Below are 16,206 nucleotides of genomic sequence, written 5' to 3'. Positions count from 1 at the left end.
TTTCGTCAGGACGTAAAATCAGTGATGACCGCCACACCGGGCGGCGTTGGGCCATTGAATGCGGCCAGCTCGGCCCCTGTTTGCGAAAGCGGGATTTCCCGCGCAATCAGGGGGGACATATCCACGCGCCCCGCCTCGATCAAACCCAACAGGCTTGGATACCGCCAAGAGGGCATGCCGCGCGTTCCGTAAAGGGCCAGATTGCGCATATAGACCGTGTTCATATCAATCTGCATCTGGGCTGTATGCCCAACGGGCATGCCCACCTGCACATGACGCCCCAAGGGGCGCAGACATCCAATAGAGCCTGCAACCGTGGCCTCGATCCCGAGGGCCTCGATGCTGACATGCGCGCCGCCCTTGGTGATTTCGATGATCTTGGCCGCGACATCGCCATCACGGGCGTTCACGCCTGCATCAATGCCCAAAGACAGGGCATGGTCGATCTTTTCCTGCACGACATCAACGACAACCACAAAAGCCCCAAGCGCCTTGGCCAAAATCGCGGCAGAAAGGCCAATGCCGCCCGTGCCATGCACCGCGACCCATTCCCCCGCCTGCACAGCCGCGCGCCCCGTCAGCGCGTGCCATGATGTGGTCACACGACACCCGAGCCCCGCCGCAACAGTCGGTGACAGAGTTTCGGGCAAGCGCGCAAGGTTATGATCAAAGGGAACGGCGACATATTCGGCAAAGGCGCCCGGCTCAGTAAAGCCCGGCAAGCGTTGATTGGGGCAGGTATGACCCGCGCCAGATTGACAGGTCGGACAAGAGCCGCAGGAGAGAATAAAGGGAGCAACCAAACGATCCCCCTTTTTATAGGTGGCGCGCGGTCCTGCTTCGATCACTTCGCCGCAATATTCATGCCCGCCGATTTGACCGGGTTTGATGCGTGGGTGTTCCCCCACCCAACCATGCCAGTCAGAGCGACAAACGCCACAAGCCAGAACTTTGAGGATCACCCCGTCTTCGGGGCATTCAGGGTCTGACACAGTCTCAATAGACAGGTCTTTGTTATATTCACGCAGGATGGCAGCACGCATCGACAGACCCCTTTAGCTGATCGCGATTTGGTAGCTTTCGATCACAGTATTGGCCAAAAGCTTTTCGCACATCTCGCGAATTTGGTCTTCGGTGGTGCCATCAGCCAGATCAAGCTCAATCACTTTACCCTGACGCACACCCGAAACACCCTCAAAGCCCAAAGCGCCCAGCGCATGGCGCACCGCCTCGCCTTGTGGATCAAGAACCCCCTGCTTCAACATCACGGTCACGGTTGCGCGCATTACTTTTGCCTTTCTGTCTACGTTCAATCTGCGAAGCAGGGCTTCGCTTAATTCACCAATGTCGGGCCTGACATCGTGCCCTGATCAGGCAAAACGCCAAGGCGCTTGGCCACCTCGGTATAGGCATCTGCCAAATCGCCCAAATCACGGCGGAAGACGTCTTTGTCCAACTTCTGGCCCGTTTTCATATCCCACAAGCGGCAGCTATCGGGGCTGATTTCATCGGCCACGATCAGGCGCATATAATCGCCCTCCCAAATGCGGCCGATTTCGATTTTGAAATCCACCAATTTAATGCCGACACCCATCATCAGGCCAGACAGGAAATCATTCACCCGCAAGCCTAGCGCGACCATATCGTCCAAATCTTGCTGACTGGCCCAGCCAAAGGCAATGACATGTTCTTCAGCCACCAAAGGATCACCCAGCGCGTCATCCTTGTAGTAAAATTCAACAATCGGGCGCGGCAGGGCTGTGCCCTCCTCAATCCCCAATCGCTTGGAAATAGAACCCGCGGCGACATTGCGGATCACCACCTCAAGCGGGATGATCTCAACGCTGCGAATTAACTGCTCGCGCATATTCAGGCGGCGAATGAAATGGGTTGGAACGCCAATTGCATTCAGACCCGACATGAAAAATTCGGACAGGCGATTGTTCAACACGCCTTTGCCGTCAATCGTGGCGCGCTTTTCCGCGTTAAAGGCGGTCGCGTCATCCTTGAAATATTGCACCAATGTGCCTGGCTCGGGGCCTTCATATAGGATTTTCGCCTTGCCTTCGTAGATTTTTTTGCGCCGTGCCATGATGTCTCCAATCCCTGATCTGCGGGAGGCAGGTGGTGGTCTGAGATCGGGGGCGTGCTGCAACGCCGCATCTGGCCCAAACCAATGCTGCGCCCCGCTCTCTCTTGTCCGCGCAATAGACCAAAGCGCGCTGTGTCGCAAGTTGGATTGCCAATCACCGCTTGCGGCCAAAACCCTGCTAAGGCTATCACAGGGATAAACCGCAAGCTCACCGCCCAAGGAGACAGATTAATGAGCACATTTGACGACCGTGAACACGCGTTCGAAGCAAAATTCGCGCATGATGAAGAAATGAAGTTCAAGCTTGAAGCGCGCCGCAATAAACTGGTGGGCCTATGGGCCGCCGAAATCTTGGGCAAAACGGGCGATGCGGCCGAGGCCTATGCCAAAGAGGTGATCCGCGCTGATTTCGAGGAAGCAGGCCACGAGGATGTCATCGGCAAGCTGAAGGCGGATTTGGGCGATAAAGTTTCGGAAGATGAGCTGCGCGCAAAATTTGACGCGCTCTTGATCGAGGCCAAGACCCAATTGGTGAACGAAAATTAATCACCACCCCTGCCCCAATTCTGCGCACCCCGTGCATCTGTTGCGCGGGGTGTTTCTTTTTTGACCTCGCAGATTTTTCATAAAGATCATGTGGATTTTCGGGCTTGCATCATTGCTCCAGAGGGGCCATGTCGCAGCTGATGTGACACAAGGAATTTTATTATGTCGAACCGTTTGCAGACCCTTTTGGAAACCCGCGATTGGCTGATGGCCGATGGCGCAACGGGCACGACCCTCTTTAACATGGGGCTGCAATCGGGCGATGCGCCAGAATTGTGGAACGAAGATCACCCTGACCGTATTGCCGAACTCTATCGCGGGGCTGTCAATGCGGGTTCCGATATCTTCTTGACCAATTCCTTTGGTGGCACGCGTGCACGGCTGAAATTGCATGATGCCCAAGATCGTGCCTTTGACCTAAACCGAATTGCCGCAGAAATTGGGCGCGAAGTCGCTGATGCCTCTGGCCGCGAGGTGGTCGTTGCAGGGTCCATGGGGCCAACGGGTGAGATCATGGTGCCAATGGGGCCTTTGACCCACGAGGCCACCGTGGAGATGTTCCATGAACAGGCCGAAGGGCTTAAGGCAGGCGGTGCGGATGTATGTTGGGTTGAGACAATCTCAGCCCCCGAAGAATACGCCGCCGCAGCCGAAGCCTGCAAACTTGCGGGTATGCCATGGTGCGGCACCATGAGCTTTGACACGGCAGGGCGCACGATGATGGGCGTCACCTCCGCCGCGATGTCGGATTTGGTTGAGAAACTGGATCACAAACCCTTGGCCTATGGCGCAAATTGCGGTGTTGGGGCCTCGGATTTGATGCGCACGGTTCTAGGCTTTCGCGCCTCGGGCAACGAGCGCCCCGTGATTGCCAAGGGCAATGCAGGCATCCCCAAATACGTTGATGGCCATATCCATTACGATGGCACCCCCGAGTTGATGGCCCGTTACGCTGTTCTGGCTCGCGATGCAGGGGCCAAGATCATCGGGGGCTGTTGCGGCACCCAACCTGTCCATCTTGCGGCGATGCGCAAGGCGCTAGAAGAGACCCCGCGCGGCGCGGTTCCAAGCCTTGAACAGATCGCCGAAGAATTGGGCGGCTTTTCCTCAGGGTCGGATGGCACGGATGGCAATGGCCCGCAGCGCCGCGAGCGCACAGGCCGCCGCCGCAGCTAATTTGGTATGCAATCGCATGGGCAAAGGTCGCCTGCGGCGGTCGTGATGTCGTAAATTTGCGCGTCTGGTGGCGCGAAGAGCTTAGGTAATCGTTCAAACGCTATCGGCTGAGTGCCGCTTCAGGAGACGCTTGAGATGTCTGACGAAAATGATGAAATCATCCTCTCAGAACTGGACGATGACGAACTTGTCCAACAAATGTTTGATGACCTCTACGATGGTCTAAAAGAAGAAATCGAAGAGGCGGTTAACATTCTGCTTGAGCGCGGATGGGCCCCCTACGACATCCTGACCAAGGCCTTAGTGGGTGGTATGACCATTGTGGGTCACGATTTCCGTGATGGCATCTTGTTCGTGCCCGAGGTTCTGATGGCGGCCAATGCGATGAAGGGTGGCATGGCCATCCTTAAGCCGCTTTTGGCAGAAACAGGCGCCCCCCGTATAGGCAAAATGGTGATTGGCACGGTAAAGGGCGATATCCATGATATCGGCAAGAACCTTGTCACCATGATGATGGAAGGCGCAGGTTTTGAAGTGGTTGACCTTGGCATCAACAACGCGGTCGAAGCCTATCTTGAAGCCTTGGAAAAAGAGACTCCCGACATTCTGGGGATGTCCGCACTTTTGACAACGACCATGCCCTATATGAAGGTCGTGATCGACACGATGAAAGAGCAAGGCATCCGCGATGATTACATCGTGTTGGTCGGCGGCGCGCCTTTGAACGAAGAATTTGGCCGCGCGATTGGCGCAGACGCCTATTGCCGTGACGCGGCCGTGGCCGTGGAAACCGCCAAGGAGTTCGTTCTGCGCAAACACAACCAAATGGCCGCGCATTAAGCGATTATGACAAAGCCCGCCCTGCATCTGCCAGATGACGACACGTTACGCGATAGCGGCGTTTCAGCATCTGGCAGGGGGCGGGTTTTGCTTTTGGCCTGCGGGGCCTTGGCGCATGAGGTTTTGGCGATCAAAGCGGCCAATGGGTTTGACCATCTTGACCTGCAATGCCTGCCCGCCATTTTGCACAATCGCCCCGAATTGATCCCTGACGCGGTTGAAGCGGCGGTCACGCGGGCGCGAGGGAATTACGACAGTATCTATGTGCTTTATGCCGATTGCGGCACAGGCGGGGCTTTGGCCGCGCGCTGCGCCGCGCTTGGCGTTGAAATGCTCGAAGGCCCACATTGCTACAGCTTTTTCGAGGGCAATGCCCGCTTTGAAGAATTGGGCGAGGTCACAGCCTTTTACCTGACGGATTTCCTTACCCGTCAGTTTGACGCTTTTGTCACCCGCCCTCTTGGCCTCGATAAACACCCCGAATTGCGGGATATCTATTTTGGCAATTACGAAAAGCTAGTTTATCAGGCGCAGACAGATGACGCCATCTTAACCGAGAAAGCCAAGGCCTGTGCCGATTTTCTCGGCCTTGCTTTTGAACGCCGCTTTACGGGCTATGGTGATCTTGAAACGGCCCTGAAAAAATGGGGGGATTAACCCCGCGCTTCTGCCGCCAATAGGTGGATGCGTTCGACCATGGCCCGCAACCCGTTTGAGCGCTGCGCAGAGAGGTGGTCATTCAACCCCAACCGCGCCAATTCGGCCCGTGGATCAACCGCCAGAACCTCGGCAATGCTCAGGCCCGCATAAAGCGCGTGCAAGACCGCAATCAAGCCGCGCACAATCATCGCGTCACTTTCACCTTGAAAGTCGAACCGAGCCTCTGGCCCCTGCCCTTCGATCCGCGGCATGATCCAGACCTGCGAGGCGCAACCATCCACCTTGGTGGCGGGAACGCGCATCGCCTCGGGCAAGGGCTCCATCGCTTTGCCCAATTCGATCACATGGCGATAGCGGTCTTCCCAATCGTCCAGAAATTCGAATGTGTCTGCGATTTCCTCAAAGCGTTCGCTGGCCATTCTGCCCTCATCCTTTTGTCACCTCCCCCTGACCTAAAGCGCAGCCCCCCATTCGTCCAGAGGCGCTTTTCAAAACCGCCCTGATAGGGTAGCACTCAAAGGGTGATGCTTTGCCAAGAGGGGCCAATATGCTGCGCACTGCCATTTTTGCTGCGATGATCTTGGGGCTTGCGGGCTGTTCCACGCGGCTGAACCCCTTCAACTGGTTCGGAAATGACCGCCAAGAGCAGCGGATCGAGGTTGTGCAGGTCGAGGAATTTGTCGATCCACGCCCGCTTGTCGCAGATGTCATCTCGCTTGAGGCGGATCAGGTTGACGGCGGCGCCATCATCCGCGCCGTAGGACGCGCAGAGCGTCAAGGCTATTGGGAGGCCGAACTGGTCGAGATTTCCAATGAGGATGGGCTCATGCTGTTCGAATTCCGCGTGGTTCCCCCGCGGGATGACACGGCAGAAGGTGCGCCGCGCACACGCGAAATTCTGGTCGGCACTTTCCGCAGCGCGAATGAACTGCGCGGTGTCACACGGATCAGCGTGCAAGGGGCCAATAACCGCCGCACGGTGTCGCGTTAAAGTTCGAACAAAACTACTTTGCTGCCTTTGACACCAAGGCCCACATCGCCTTGAACAAGGCGCAATGCGTCCTCGCCAAAGACCTTGCCGCGCCAACCTTTGCGCCACAGGCCATCCAAATGGCCAGAAGCGATATTGTCCAAATCCGCGCTGGACGCGATCAGCTTTTGTGCAACGCCCGCCTCATCGGCCTTGGCCTTGAGCAAGACACGCAGCAAATCCGCCAAGGCAGGGTTGAGGTCGCTGCGATCTGGCCCATTTGGCAATTTGGGGAATTTTTCGGGTGGCGTGTCCATGCCGCGATTGACCGCCGCAATAATGCCTTCCGCAATATCGCCCCGCCGCGCCTCGCGCAGCAATAGGCGCGATTTCGACAAATCTGCCAAAGAGCGCGGCTTGGTCGAGGCCAATTCCATCAAAGCATCATCTTTGAAGACGCGCGAGCGTGGGATGTTACGGTCCTGCGCATAGGCCTCGCGGAATGTGGCCAATTCGCGCACAACCGCCAAAAGCCTGCCCGAGCTTGAGCGCATTTTGATCCGCATCCACGCGTGATCTGGATTTACGATATAGCTGTTCGCATTGGTCAGCTGCGCCAATTCTTCCTCCATCCATGCACTACGCCCAGATCGGGCCAGTTGCGCGGACAAATATTCATAAATCTGGCGCAGATGCGTGACATCGGCCAAGGCATAGGTTTTTTGCGCATCAGATAGAGGACGCCGCGACCAATCGGTAAAGCGTGAGGATTTATCCAGCGCGGACTTGGCAATTTTGCGCACTAAAGTTTCATATCCCACTTGATCGCCAAATCCGCAGACCATTGCGGCCACTTGCGTATCAAAGAGGGGCGCAGGCACGAGCCCGCCCTCGACATGAAAGATCTCGAGATCCTGCCGCGCAGCATGGAACACCTTGACCACATCAGGATTGCGGAACAGCTCATAAAGCGGCTCAAGCGACATGCCTTCGGCCAGCGGGTCAACCAAAACCGCGCCACTGTCATCCGTGCCCGGCATCGCCAATTGAACAAGACACAGCTGCGCGTAATAGGTGCGCTCGCGCAGGAATTCGGTGTCAACGGTCACATAAGGGTGCTGTGCGGCGGCCTCGCAAAATTCGGCCAATTCGGATGTGGTTGTCAGCGTCTTCGGCAAGGGCGTTACTTCTTCAATTTTTCCGCGATACACGGGTTTACGAACAGGCGCAGGAAAAGGAAAGCCCCCCCTAGATCAGGGCGCAGCATCCTCAAATATCAGCGGGCTGCGATCCCCCGCAGCAAAGCGGCGTAAAACGGCAGGGTAAAGGCGATGCTCCTGCACCAAAACCCGTGCAGCCAATGTTTCGGGCGTATCCCCCGCCACCACAGGGACGCGTGCCTGCCCCAAGATCGGGCCATCATCCAAATCGGCGGTCACCTCATGCACTGTGCAGCCTGCAATGTCATCCCCTGCCTCAATCGCGCGGGCATGGGTATGCAGGCCACGATATTTGGGCAAGAGCGAAGGATGAATATTCAGCATCCGCCCCTGATAGCGGGCCACAAATTCAGCGGTCAAAACCCGCATAAAACCCGCAAGCGCGATGATATCAGGCTGATATTGGCCAAGCGCCTTGGCCATTTCCGTCTCAAAGGCCGCGCGATCAGCCCCAAAGGGTTTGTGATCGACCACGGCCGTTGGCACGCCTGCGGCCTCTGCCTTGGCCAGACCGCCCGCATCAGGGATATTCGACAAAACCACACAGGCCCGCGCGGGGTGATCCCCCGTCATTGAATTGAGCAGTTCCACCATGTTGGAACCACCCCCTGAAATCAGGATGGCGACCCGTTTCACGAAAGCGCGCCCTCATAGCTCACGCCAGAGCCCGCCTCAACCACGCCAAGCCGTGTCACGGTTTCACCCGCAGCCACCAAGAGCCGCGCAATGGCATCGGCCTCAGCCGCATCGACCACCACGCACATCCCAATCCCTGCGTTAAAGGTCTTGAGCATCTCGCGCGTTTCAATCCCGCCTGTTTCGGCCAACCACTGGAACACGGGTGGCAGGCCCCAAGCGCCCAAATCAATCCGCGCGCCAAGCCCCTGCGGCAGGACACGGGGCAGGTTCTCGGTCAAACCACCGCCCGTGATATGGGCCAACCCATGCACCCCGCCTGCGCGGATCGCCTCAAGAATAGGCTTCACATAAAGCCGTGTTGGGGCCAAAAGCGCGGCGCCAAGGCTTGTCTCAGGGGCGAAGGGCGCGGGGTCAGCCCATGCCAGACCCGACACATCAACAATGCGCCGCACCAAAGAATAGCCGTTTGAATGCACCCCGTCCGAGGCCAAGCCAAGGATCACATCGCCCGCCGTGACATTGGCAGGCAGGCTTGCGCCACGCTCCATCGCGCCAACGGCAAAGCCCGCAAGGTCAAAATCGCCTGCGTCATACATACCGGGCATTTCGGCGGTTTCCCCTCCAACCAAGGCACAGCCCGATTGCGCACAGCCCTCGGCAATCCCTTCGATGATCCGCGCAGCCTGATCCACCGCCAATTTGCCCGTAGCAAAATAGTCAAGGAAGAACAAAGGCTCCGCCCCTTGGCAGACCAGATCATTCACGCACATCGCCACCAGATCAATGCCGATGGTGTCCACCGCGCCCGTATCAATCGCGATGCGCAGCTTGGTGCCAACCCCATCGGTGGCGGCGACCAAAATCGGGTCATGATATCCTGCGGCTTTGAGATCAAACAAAGCCCCAAAACCGCCCAGTCCCGACATCGTCCCCGCCCGCGCAGTCGCGGCAGCGGCTGGTTTGATCCGATCAACAAGCGCATTGCCCGCATCAATATCAACACCCGCTTGGGCATAGGTGAGGCTGTTTTTGGGCGCTTGCGCATCTGCGGGCATCGGTCGGGCCTTTCATCAGGGGGCGTGATTTTCCGCCCTGATACCGATCTTCGCCGCCTTCGTCCATAAGCGAGTGATCCAATACTTGACCCCCTCGCATTGGCGCAGTAACCCAAGCCCTACGGGGGCCTGTAGCTCAATTGGTTAGAGCAGAGCGCTCATAACGCTTTGGTTGCGGGTTCAAGTCCTGCCGGGCCTACCATTTCCCCCCATCACGGCTATCGCGGCAGAATGATATCTGCTTTCAATCCGCCCAGATCCGCGCTTTGCCCCAAAGTCAACCGCCCGCCATGCCGCCGTGCGATATCTTGCGCAATCGCCAAACCCAATCCAACGCCCGAGCCGCGATTTTGGTTTCGCGCCACATCCAACCGCACAAAGGGGCGCATAGCCTCCTCGCGCTGATCTGCGGGGATGCCTGGCCCGTCATCTTCCACAGAAATGCGCCATTGACGCGGCGTAAGCGACAAGGTCACACGCGCCTCGCTGCCATATCGCTGCGCGTTTGAAATCAAATTGCCAAGCGCACGGCGCAGCGCCGCAGGTCGGAATGTGGCCGTATAATCCTGAAGCATCCCACTGTTCGAAGAATGGGCAAAGCTGATCTGCGCCCCTGACCGCGTGGCATCCGAGACAATCTCGCGCAGGAATTTTTCAATATCCAATTCCGCCAAATCATCCAATGCATCGCCACGGGCGAAATCAAGAAACGCCTCGAGCAAGGTTTCCATCTCCTCGACATCACGGCGCAGGGCTGTCACATCTTCGCTTTCATCCATGACACTCAGGCCCAATTTCATCCGCGTCAGCGGGGTGCGCAAATCGTGACTGACACCTGAGAGCATCATGGTGCGCTGCTCGATCTGGTTTTCAATACGATTGCGCATATCGAGGAAGGCGCGGCCCGCACTGCGCACCTCCAATGCCCCTGCGGGGCTATAATCCACGATGCGGCCTTTGCCGAAATCCTCTGCCGCCCGCGCCAAGCGGCGAATGGGGCGCAGTTGGTTGCGTAGAAAGAGAAACGCCACAGTGGTCATCAAAATGCCCGTAAACACCATCAAGACCAACAATTGATGCGGGTTCGAAGCCGATACACGCCGCCGTGCAATCTCGGCATCCACGCGCGTGCCATCGGCAAGACGCAGCCCGATCATCACTTTGCGATCATCGGTGATCAGATCAATCCATGTCACCTCAGGCACCGCACGGCGCAAAACCTCAATCACACTGCGCCCCGAGAGGTCATAAAAGGCGCGCGCCTCCAGTCCACCGCTCTCAAATGGCTTGGCCCCACCCTCAAAAAGGCTGATCTCAAGCGGGGCGGCCACACTGCGACCTGCCCAAATCCCGCCGCGCTCAATCTCTTGGATGATAAAGCGCAGCTCAACCGCCAACCCCTCCATCATCTGACGCGTCACCCCGTCAAAATGGCGCTGCAAAAACGCCGCAGAGACAACAAGTTGGATCGTCAAAATCGGCACAAGCATGATCAGCGCAGCCCGCCCATAAAGGCCGCGTGGCAGCATTTTCTTGATCAATCGCGTCAACATAGGCCATCTATAGCCGCGGCCCGCGCAAAGCGCCAAAGGAAAAACACGCCCGATGATGACCGAGCATGGCTCACTTTTACGCAGCATCTGCGCCCCAAACCCTTCGCCCATGACGGCAGAAGGCACATTGACCCATATGCTGGGGGAAAGCTCTATCGCCGTGATTGACCCCGGGCCCGCATCAGATCAGCATCTGGCTGCTATCCTCGCAGCCGTGCCGCAGGGCGGGCGGATCACCCATATTTTTGTCACCCATGCGCATTTGGATCACAGCGCCCTCGCCCGCCCTTTGGCCGCGGCAACACAGGCGCCCATTTTGGCGGCAGGCCCATGGGATATGGGGCGCAGCACGCTGCCTGATCTGGGCGGTGGCGAGGGGGTGGATCACGGCTTCATCCCCGATATCGCCCTGCCCAATGGGGCCGTGGTCGAGACGGAAGACTGGCGCATCACTGCCCATCACAGCCCCGGCCATATGGGCAACCATATGAATGTCGCATGGCAAGATGTCGAATTTTGCGGCGATATCGTCATGGATTGGTCAAGCACCTTGATTTCTCCGCCTGATGGTCATTTGGGGGCCTATTTGACCTCGCTCGCCGCGATCGAGGCGCGCGGGCCAAAGCGGCTTTTGCCCGCCCATGGGGCCGCGATTGCGAACCCCCGCGCGCGCTGTGCCGAGTTGCGCGCCCATCGCGCGATGCGACATGGCCAGATTCTTTCAGCCCTCACAGCAACCCCGCGCAGCCTCAGCAGCCTGCGCGCCGAAATCTACCCCGATCTTCAGCCCCTGCTACACCCGATGGCTGAGCGCAACATTTTGGCGCATCTCATTGGATTGATTGAAGAAAATCAGGCAAAACCAGATAGCCCCCTCAGCGCCGAGGCAGGTTTTTCGAGAATTTGATCCAAAGAACGATTTTTTCGCCCCAAAGCACTGGACGCGCAAAAATCGTCTTGCTATACGGCCCAACGTGTTCCGGCGTAGCTCAGCGGTAGAGCAGTTGACTGTTAATCAATTGGTCGTAGGTTCGATCCCTACCGCCGGAGCCAATTTTCCTGAAATTTAAATTGGCAGACCCGTTGCAGGGCGGAGTTCTAAAGGCGTGGCCCAGTTTATGCGCGCATGACCAATTCTTTTTGATTGCGGATGTGGCGTTCGACCAAGCGGCGGCCGGCTGCGCCGCGTGGCACGGGGCGCACGGGGGCTTTGTGCTCTGTGGGGCAGTCTTCGATATGGCGCAAATCGGGGAAGAGGGTGAACAGCTCGTCCCGCGCCTCTGCGGGGATGGCTTTGACCGCCTCGGGGCCTGTAAAGAGCGACTCGGTCAGCAGCCCGTTTGATGCGACCAATTCGTGGTTGTCGAACATGAAATGCCAATATTCGATGCCTGCCTCGGGGCGAATTTGATCAATGCCCGCATGGGCGGTCAAATGCTTGGCGGCCAATAAAACTGCGCAAGGCTGGGATCAAAACCGCCTCAGACTTGCGCGAACTGGGGGCAGATCAGGTCTATATCGCGCTGTTACACTCAGGGGTATCACCCCATTTTATCATGTATTACGTTCTGCATATGGCACTTCAAGGTCGCGCTTGGAACTATTGCAAAGGGGCTGAGAAAGTCAAATTGCGCGCAAGTTTTGATCAGATTTGCAATGACCACCACGATCCAGACCGCAGCGAATTTGAACGCCAAATGGATATTATTGGCTTGCGCGCAAAATAAAAGCCGCACAGCCGATTGGCTATGCGGCCCTCATTCAAGGACTATGGTGATCGGCTTAGCCGACCAATTCTAGGCCTGCAAAGAAATAAGCGATCTCTTCCGCAGCGGTTTCAGGGGCGTCTGACCCGTGAACCGAGTTTTCGCCCTTAGACAGCGCGAAATCTTTGCGGATTGTGCCCTCTGCCGCTTCGGCAGGATCGGTGGCGCCCATGACTTCGCGATATTTCGCAATCGCGTTTTCGCCTTCCAGAACCTGAACAACAACGGGCTCAGACGCCATGAATTCGCACAGCTCGCCGTAGAAAGGGCGCTCTTTATGCACGGCATAGAACACGCCTGCCTGTGCGGGGGTCAGGTGAATGCGCTTTTGCGCGATGATGCGCAGGCCCGCTGCTTCGATCTTTGCGTTGATTGCACCCGTCAAGTTACGCTTGGTTGCATCGGGTTTAATGATGGAAAATGTGCGTTGCACGGCCATTGGTCTCTCCATGGGAAGGTGAATTTGGCGCGGCCATAACATGAGGGATCAGAATAGGGAAGCCGCGATTGACAGCACGCGCCAAGCCGTGCATGAGCCGCGCATGTTGCGCATATCTGATCTCTCTTTTTCTATGGCGGGTCGTCCCCTGTTTGATGGGGCCAGCGCGACCATCCCCACGGGGCATAAGGTGGGCATTGTCGGGCGCAATGGCGCGGGCAAGACCACGCTGTTTCGTCTGATCAAGGGGGAATTATCGCTTGATGGGGGGGGGATTGAGATTCCCGCGCGCGCGCGCATCGGCGGCGTCAGCCAAGAATTGCCTGGCAGCGCGGTGTCGCTGCTCGATACTGTCTTGGCCGCCGATACAGAGCGCGCCGCCCTCATGGCCGAGGCGGAAACCGCTACGGGCGAACGCATGGCCGAGGTGCAAACACGGCTTGCCGATATTGATGCTTGGTCGGCCGAGGCGCGCGCCGCCACGATCCTGCGGGGTTTGGGCTTTACCGATGCGGAAACCGCCCGCCCCTGTTCCGATTTTTCGGGCGGGTGGCGGATGCGCGTGGCCTTGGCCGCTGTTCTTTTCTCGCAACCTGATTTCCTGCTCTTGGACGAACCCACCAACTATCTCGACCTTGAGGGGGCGCTCTGGCTTGAGGCCTATCTGGCCAAATATCCGCACACTGTCCTTGTCATCAGCCATGATCGCGGACTGCTCAATCGCGCGGTGGGGCATATCTTGCATTTAAGCGATCAAAAATTGACCCTTTACGCGGGCGGCTATGATGATTTCATCAAAACCCGCACGGCGCAGCGGGCGCTGCAATCGGCAGAAGCCAAAAAACAAGAGGCGCGGCGCGCGCATTTGCAAAGTTTCGTGGATCGCTTCCGCGCCAAAGCCTCGAAAGCAAAGCAGGCACAGGCAAGGCTTAAGATGCTGGAACGAATGGAACCCATCCGCGCCCCCGAAGACGCGGCCCGCACTGTCTTCACCTTCACCGAACCCGAGACGCTCTCGCCGCCTATTTTGCGGCTGGACGGGGCAAGTGTTGGCTATGAGGGGCGCGCGGTGCTGTCAAAGCTGGATTTGCGTATTGACCAGGATGACCGCATCGCTCTGCTTGGGCGCAATGGCGAGGGCAAATCGACCCTGTCCAAATTGATTGCAGGCAAATTGGCGGCAATGGCAGGCAGTGTCACCGCCTCCTCCAAGTTGCGGGTCGGGTATTTCGCGCAGCATCAGGTTGACGAATTGCATTTGGACGAAACCCCGCTTGATCACCTGCGCCGCGCGCGCCCCGAGGAGGCGCCGACACGCCACCGCGCACGACTTGCGGGGTTTGGTCTGGCGGCGGCGCAGGCCGAAACCAAAGTTGGCCAATTATCGGGCGGGCAAAAGGCGCGATTGTCCTTGTTGCTCGCAACTTTGGACGCGCCGCATATGCTCATCTTGGATGAGCCGACCAACCATCTGGATATCGAAAGCCGCGAGGCCTTGGTCGAGGCACTTTCGGCCTATTCGGGTGCGGTGATCTTGGTCAGCCATGATATGCACCTTTTGGGGCTCGTGGCCGATCGGTTGTGGCTGGTCGCAAATGGGCGGGTTGCCCCCTATGAGGGCGATTTGGACAGTTATCGCGCCACCCTCTTGGGGGCGCGGCCAGAAAAACCCAGCAAAGACAAGCCCGCCCCAACCGCGCCCCGCCCAAGCCATGACGAGATCAAAGAGATGCGCGCCGAATTGCGCCGTGCCGAAGCGCGGGTCGAAAAGATCATGGAGATGCATGAGAAACTTTCGGTGAAACTGGCTGATCCTGCGCTCTATGAGGCTGCCAAAGCATCTGAATTGGCGCAATGGCAGGCGAAGTTCACTGAAGTCGAAGCAGGATTAGCGCGCGCCGAGGCACTTTGGGTCGCAGCACAGGCGCGGCTTGACGCGGCGTTGCAAGAATAGCCCCCTCCCCCGATTTCATTTGACCTTTGCCCCCTCAAAGGTCAGGGATAGGGTATGGAATTCGCGACCCTCATCCCCGTTTTTGTGGCGCTTTTTGTCATTATTGATCCTATCGGTTTGGCGCCGCTCTTTGTCGCGCTGACCCGCGGCATGGGCGTGGCGGAAAGGCGGAAGATTGCGCTGCGGGCGACCCTGATCGCCTTTGCCTTGTTGACGCTTTTTGGCGTGGCGGGGGAGGCCGTTTTGAACTTCCTTGGTATTTCCATGCCAGCCTTTCGCATCGCGGGCGGGATTTTATTGTTTTTGACCGCGCTTGATATGCTGTTTGAGCGGCGCAGCGCCCGCCGACAGGAACAGGCGGATCAACCCCATAAGGACGACCCAAGCGTCTTTCCACTCGCCACCCCCCTGATCGCAGGCCCTGGTGCCTTGGCGACCATGATCCTTATGACGGGCCAGATGGACGGCGACATCGCATGGGTTTTGGCGGTACATGGCGTGATGGCGGCGGTTTTGATCTGTGTATTTTCGCTCTTTTTGCTCTCCACCCCATTGGAGCGCGCCTTGGGGCCAACGGGGATCAACGTGGTCACACGATTGTTGGGCATGCTTTTGGCCGCGCTTTCCGTGCAATTCGTGATTGATGGGATGCGCGATTTACAGGTGTTATGAGGGGCAAGATGGGGGCTTTTGATCTGCAAGATATCCCGCAGCTTGTCTACCTTGGCGCTATTTTTGTCGCGGTTCTGGGCTATGCGATTGCAGCACATCGGCGGAATTTGGGCCGACTTCTGCGCCATAGCGCGCTGTGGTTCTTTATTATCATTGGCACAGTCGCAGGCATTGGCCTTTGGAATGATTTTCGCAGCGCCTCAAGCGGTTTGGCGCAAATGCGCGACACTGGCAGGGATATCATTTTGTCCCGCGCGATGGATGGGCATTATTATCTGACCTTGCAGGTCAATGATGTGCCCGTGCTGTTCATGATTGATACGGGCGCAAGCCAAATTGTGTTATCACGCCAAGATGCGACACGCGCAGGCTTCAATCTTGAGGGCATCGTTTTCTCAGGGCGCGCCAATACGGCCAACGGGCGCATTTCCACCGCGCCTGTGCGCATAGCGCGGCTTGCTCTGGGCACGACCACTGCGCAGAACATCGCTGCCGTCATCAATGGCGGCGAGATGGACCACAGCCTACTCGGGATGGAATTTTTAAACGGCTTTCGCAGGATCGTGATTGAAAATGGCGAAATGATTTTAGAACGCTAACGCGCAGGCCAATCCCCCCACCCCG

General features: G+C 57.7%; 20 protein-coding genes and 2 tRNA genes. 12 read left to right on the top strand and 10 right to left on the bottom strand.

The window, feature by feature from the left end:
• Positions 1 to 5 precede the first annotated feature (5 nt).
• The 3 genes from AAC620_RS01345 to purC are packed head-to-tail and all read right to left on the bottom strand — an operon-like array spanning position 6 to position 2,092.
• Positions 6 to 1,043 (bottom strand): zinc-binding dehydrogenase, encoded by a 1,038-nt coding sequence (locus AAC620_RS01345; protein WP_317655036.1) that lies wholly within the window; start codon positions 1,041 to 1,043, stop codon positions 6 to 8.
• Positions 1,044 to 1,055: 12 nt separating this feature from the next.
• On the bottom strand, positions 1,056 to 1,286 hold the full coding sequence (gene purS, locus AAC620_RS01340; RefSeq protein WP_317655037.1) for a phosphoribosylformylglycinamidine synthase subunit PurS: 231 nt from the start codon (positions 1,284 to 1,286) through the stop codon (positions 1,056 to 1,058).
• A gap of 47 nt (positions 1,287 to 1,333) precedes the next feature.
• Positions 1,334 to 2,092: a phosphoribosylaminoimidazolesuccinocarboxamide synthase gene (gene purC / locus AAC620_RS01335; protein WP_340242480.1), complete on the bottom strand. Its 759-nt coding sequence runs from the start codon at positions 2,090 to 2,092 to the stop codon at positions 1,334 to 1,336.
• A 231-nt stretch (positions 2,093 to 2,323) separates the two neighbouring features.
• Between purC and AAC620_RS01330 the strand changes: the two genes are divergently transcribed.
• The 4 genes from AAC620_RS01330 (at position 2,324) to AAC620_RS01315 (ending at position 5,311) form a co-directional block, all read left to right on the top strand.
• The gene (locus tag AAC620_RS01330; protein ID WP_340242479.1) at positions 2,324 to 2,638 is read left to right on the top strand and encodes a DUF1476 domain-containing protein; all 315 of its coding nucleotides are present in this window, start codon (positions 2,324 to 2,326) and stop codon (positions 2,636 to 2,638) included.
• A gap of 162 nt (positions 2,639 to 2,800) precedes the next feature.
• Positions 2,801 to 3,814 carry a betaine--homocysteine S-methyltransferase gene (bmt, locus tag AAC620_RS01325; RefSeq protein WP_340242478.1) on the top strand — a complete coding sequence of 338 codons (1,014 nt, stop codon included), beginning with the start codon at positions 2,801 to 2,803 and terminating at the stop codon, positions 3,812 to 3,814.
• 135 nt (positions 3,815 to 3,949) lie between these two features.
• Positions 3,950 to 4,654 (top strand): corrinoid protein, encoded by a 705-nt coding sequence (locus AAC620_RS01320; protein WP_317655041.1) that lies wholly within the window; start codon positions 3,950 to 3,952, stop codon positions 4,652 to 4,654.
• A gap of 6 nt (positions 4,655 to 4,660) precedes the next feature.
• The gene (locus AAC620_RS01315; RefSeq protein ID WP_340242477.1) at positions 4,661 to 5,311 is read left to right on the top strand and encodes a DUF1638 domain-containing protein; all 651 of its coding nucleotides are present in this window, start codon (positions 4,661 to 4,663) and stop codon (positions 5,309 to 5,311) included.
• Here AAC620_RS01315 and AAC620_RS01310 read toward each other — a convergent pair.
• Complete coding sequence (locus AAC620_RS01310) at positions 5,308 to 5,733, bottom strand: SufE family protein (RefSeq protein WP_340242476.1); 426 nt, start codon at positions 5,731 to 5,733, stop codon at positions 5,308 to 5,310. The genes AAC620_RS01315 and AAC620_RS01310 overlap by 4 nt on opposite strands.
• Positions 5,734 to 5,861: 128 nt before the next feature.
• Between AAC620_RS01310 and AAC620_RS01305 the strand changes: the two genes are divergently transcribed.
• Positions 5,862 to 6,305, top strand: coding sequence for a hypothetical protein (locus AAC620_RS01305; RefSeq protein ID WP_317655045.1), 444 nt, complete (start codon positions 5,862 to 5,864; stop codon positions 6,303 to 6,305).
• Here the strand turns inward: AAC620_RS01305 and rnd are convergent.
• The 3 genes from rnd to purM are packed head-to-tail and all read right to left on the bottom strand — an operon-like array spanning position 6,302 to position 9,198.
• Positions 6,302 to 7,495, bottom strand: a complete 1,194-nt coding sequence (gene rnd, locus AAC620_RS01300) for a ribonuclease D (protein WP_340242475.1) — start codon at positions 7,493 to 7,495, stop codon at positions 6,302 to 6,304. The genes AAC620_RS01305 and rnd overlap by 4 nt on opposite strands.
• A 42-nt stretch (positions 7,496 to 7,537) precedes the next feature.
• Positions 7,538 to 8,140 (bottom strand): phosphoribosylglycinamide formyltransferase, encoded by a 603-nt coding sequence (gene purN, locus AAC620_RS01295; RefSeq protein ID WP_340242474.1) that lies wholly within the window; start codon positions 8,138 to 8,140, stop codon positions 7,538 to 7,540.
• On the bottom strand, positions 8,137 to 9,198 hold the full coding sequence (gene purM / locus AAC620_RS01290; RefSeq protein WP_340242473.1) for a phosphoribosylformylglycinamidine cyclo-ligase: 1,062 nt from the start codon (positions 9,196 to 9,198) through the stop codon (positions 8,137 to 8,139). The genes purN and purM overlap by 4 nt, the downstream gene beginning before the upstream one ends.
• A 125-nt stretch (positions 9,199 to 9,323) precedes the next feature.
• Here purM and AAC620_RS01285 point away from each other — a divergent pair.
• A tRNA-Ile gene (locus AAC620_RS01285) sits at positions 9,324 to 9,400 on the top strand.
• A 16-nt stretch (positions 9,401 to 9,416) separates the two neighbouring features.
• Here AAC620_RS01285 and AAC620_RS01280 read toward each other — a convergent pair.
• Positions 9,417 to 10,751, bottom strand: coding sequence for an ATP-binding protein (locus tag AAC620_RS01280; protein WP_445322444.1), 1,335 nt, complete (start codon positions 10,749 to 10,751; stop codon positions 9,417 to 9,419).
• Positions 10,752 to 10,860: 109 nt separating this feature from the next.
• Between AAC620_RS01280 and AAC620_RS01275 the strand changes: the two genes are divergently transcribed.
• Positions 10,861 to 11,658, top strand: coding sequence for an MBL fold metallo-hydrolase (locus AAC620_RS01275; RefSeq protein WP_340242472.1), 798 nt, complete (start codon positions 10,861 to 10,863; stop codon positions 11,656 to 11,658).
• A 71-nt stretch (positions 11,659 to 11,729) separates the two neighbouring features.
• Positions 11,730 to 11,804 (top strand) — tRNA-Asn (locus AAC620_RS01270).
• A gap of 63 nt (positions 11,805 to 11,867) precedes the next feature.
• Here AAC620_RS01270 and AAC620_RS01265 read toward each other — a convergent pair.
• Entirely contained in the window at positions 11,868 to 12,185 is a 318-nt protein-coding gene (locus AAC620_RS01265) for a Hint domain-containing protein (protein ID WP_340242471.1), read from the bottom strand.
• Here AAC620_RS01265 and AAC620_RS01260 point away from each other — a divergent pair.
• Positions 12,134 to 12,478 carry a TfoX/Sxy family DNA transformation protein gene (locus AAC620_RS01260; RefSeq protein WP_340243567.1) on the top strand — a complete coding sequence of 115 codons (345 nt, stop codon included), beginning with the start codon at positions 12,134 to 12,136 and terminating at the stop codon, positions 12,476 to 12,478. The two genes, AAC620_RS01265 and AAC620_RS01260, sit on opposite strands and share 52 nt — an antisense overlap.
• Positions 12,479 to 12,533: 55 nt before the next feature.
• On the opposite strand, the gene ndk is transcribed toward AAC620_RS01260, so the two are convergent.
• Positions 12,534 to 12,956, bottom strand: a complete 423-nt coding sequence (gene ndk, locus AAC620_RS01255) for a nucleoside-diphosphate kinase (RefSeq protein WP_317655052.1) — start codon at positions 12,954 to 12,956, stop codon at positions 12,534 to 12,536.
• A gap of 103 nt (positions 12,957 to 13,059) precedes the next feature.
• Here ndk and AAC620_RS01250 point away from each other — a divergent pair, with 103 nt between their 5' ends.
• Genes AAC620_RS01250 through AAC620_RS01240 form a run of 3 tightly spaced genes read left to right on the top strand, consistent with a single transcriptional unit; the run spans position 13,060 to position 16,181 of the window.
• The gene (locus AAC620_RS01250) at positions 13,060 to 14,910 is read left to right on the top strand and encodes an ABC-F family ATP-binding cassette domain-containing protein (protein WP_340243566.1); all 1,851 of its coding nucleotides are present in this window, start codon (positions 13,060 to 13,062) and stop codon (positions 14,908 to 14,910) included.
• Positions 14,911 to 14,964: 54 nt separating this feature from the next.
• Positions 14,965 to 15,582 carry a MarC family protein gene (locus AAC620_RS01245; protein ID WP_340242470.1) on the top strand — a complete coding sequence of 206 codons (618 nt, stop codon included), beginning with the start codon at positions 14,965 to 14,967 and terminating at the stop codon, positions 15,580 to 15,582.
• 8 nt (positions 15,583 to 15,590) lie between these two features.
• A complete protein-coding gene (locus AAC620_RS01240) occupies positions 15,591 to 16,181 on the top strand; it encodes a retropepsin-like aspartic protease family protein (RefSeq protein WP_340242469.1) in 591 nt (196 codons plus the stop codon).
• Positions 16,182 to 16,206: the final 25 nt, after the last annotated feature.

The sequence above is a fragment of the Roseobacter sp. HKCCA2468 genome, from assembly GCF_037805105.1.
Classification (GTDB): domain Bacteria; phylum Pseudomonadota; class Alphaproteobacteria; order Rhodobacterales; family Rhodobacteraceae; genus M30B80.
This window is presented reverse-complemented; position numbering and strand designations above follow the sequence as displayed.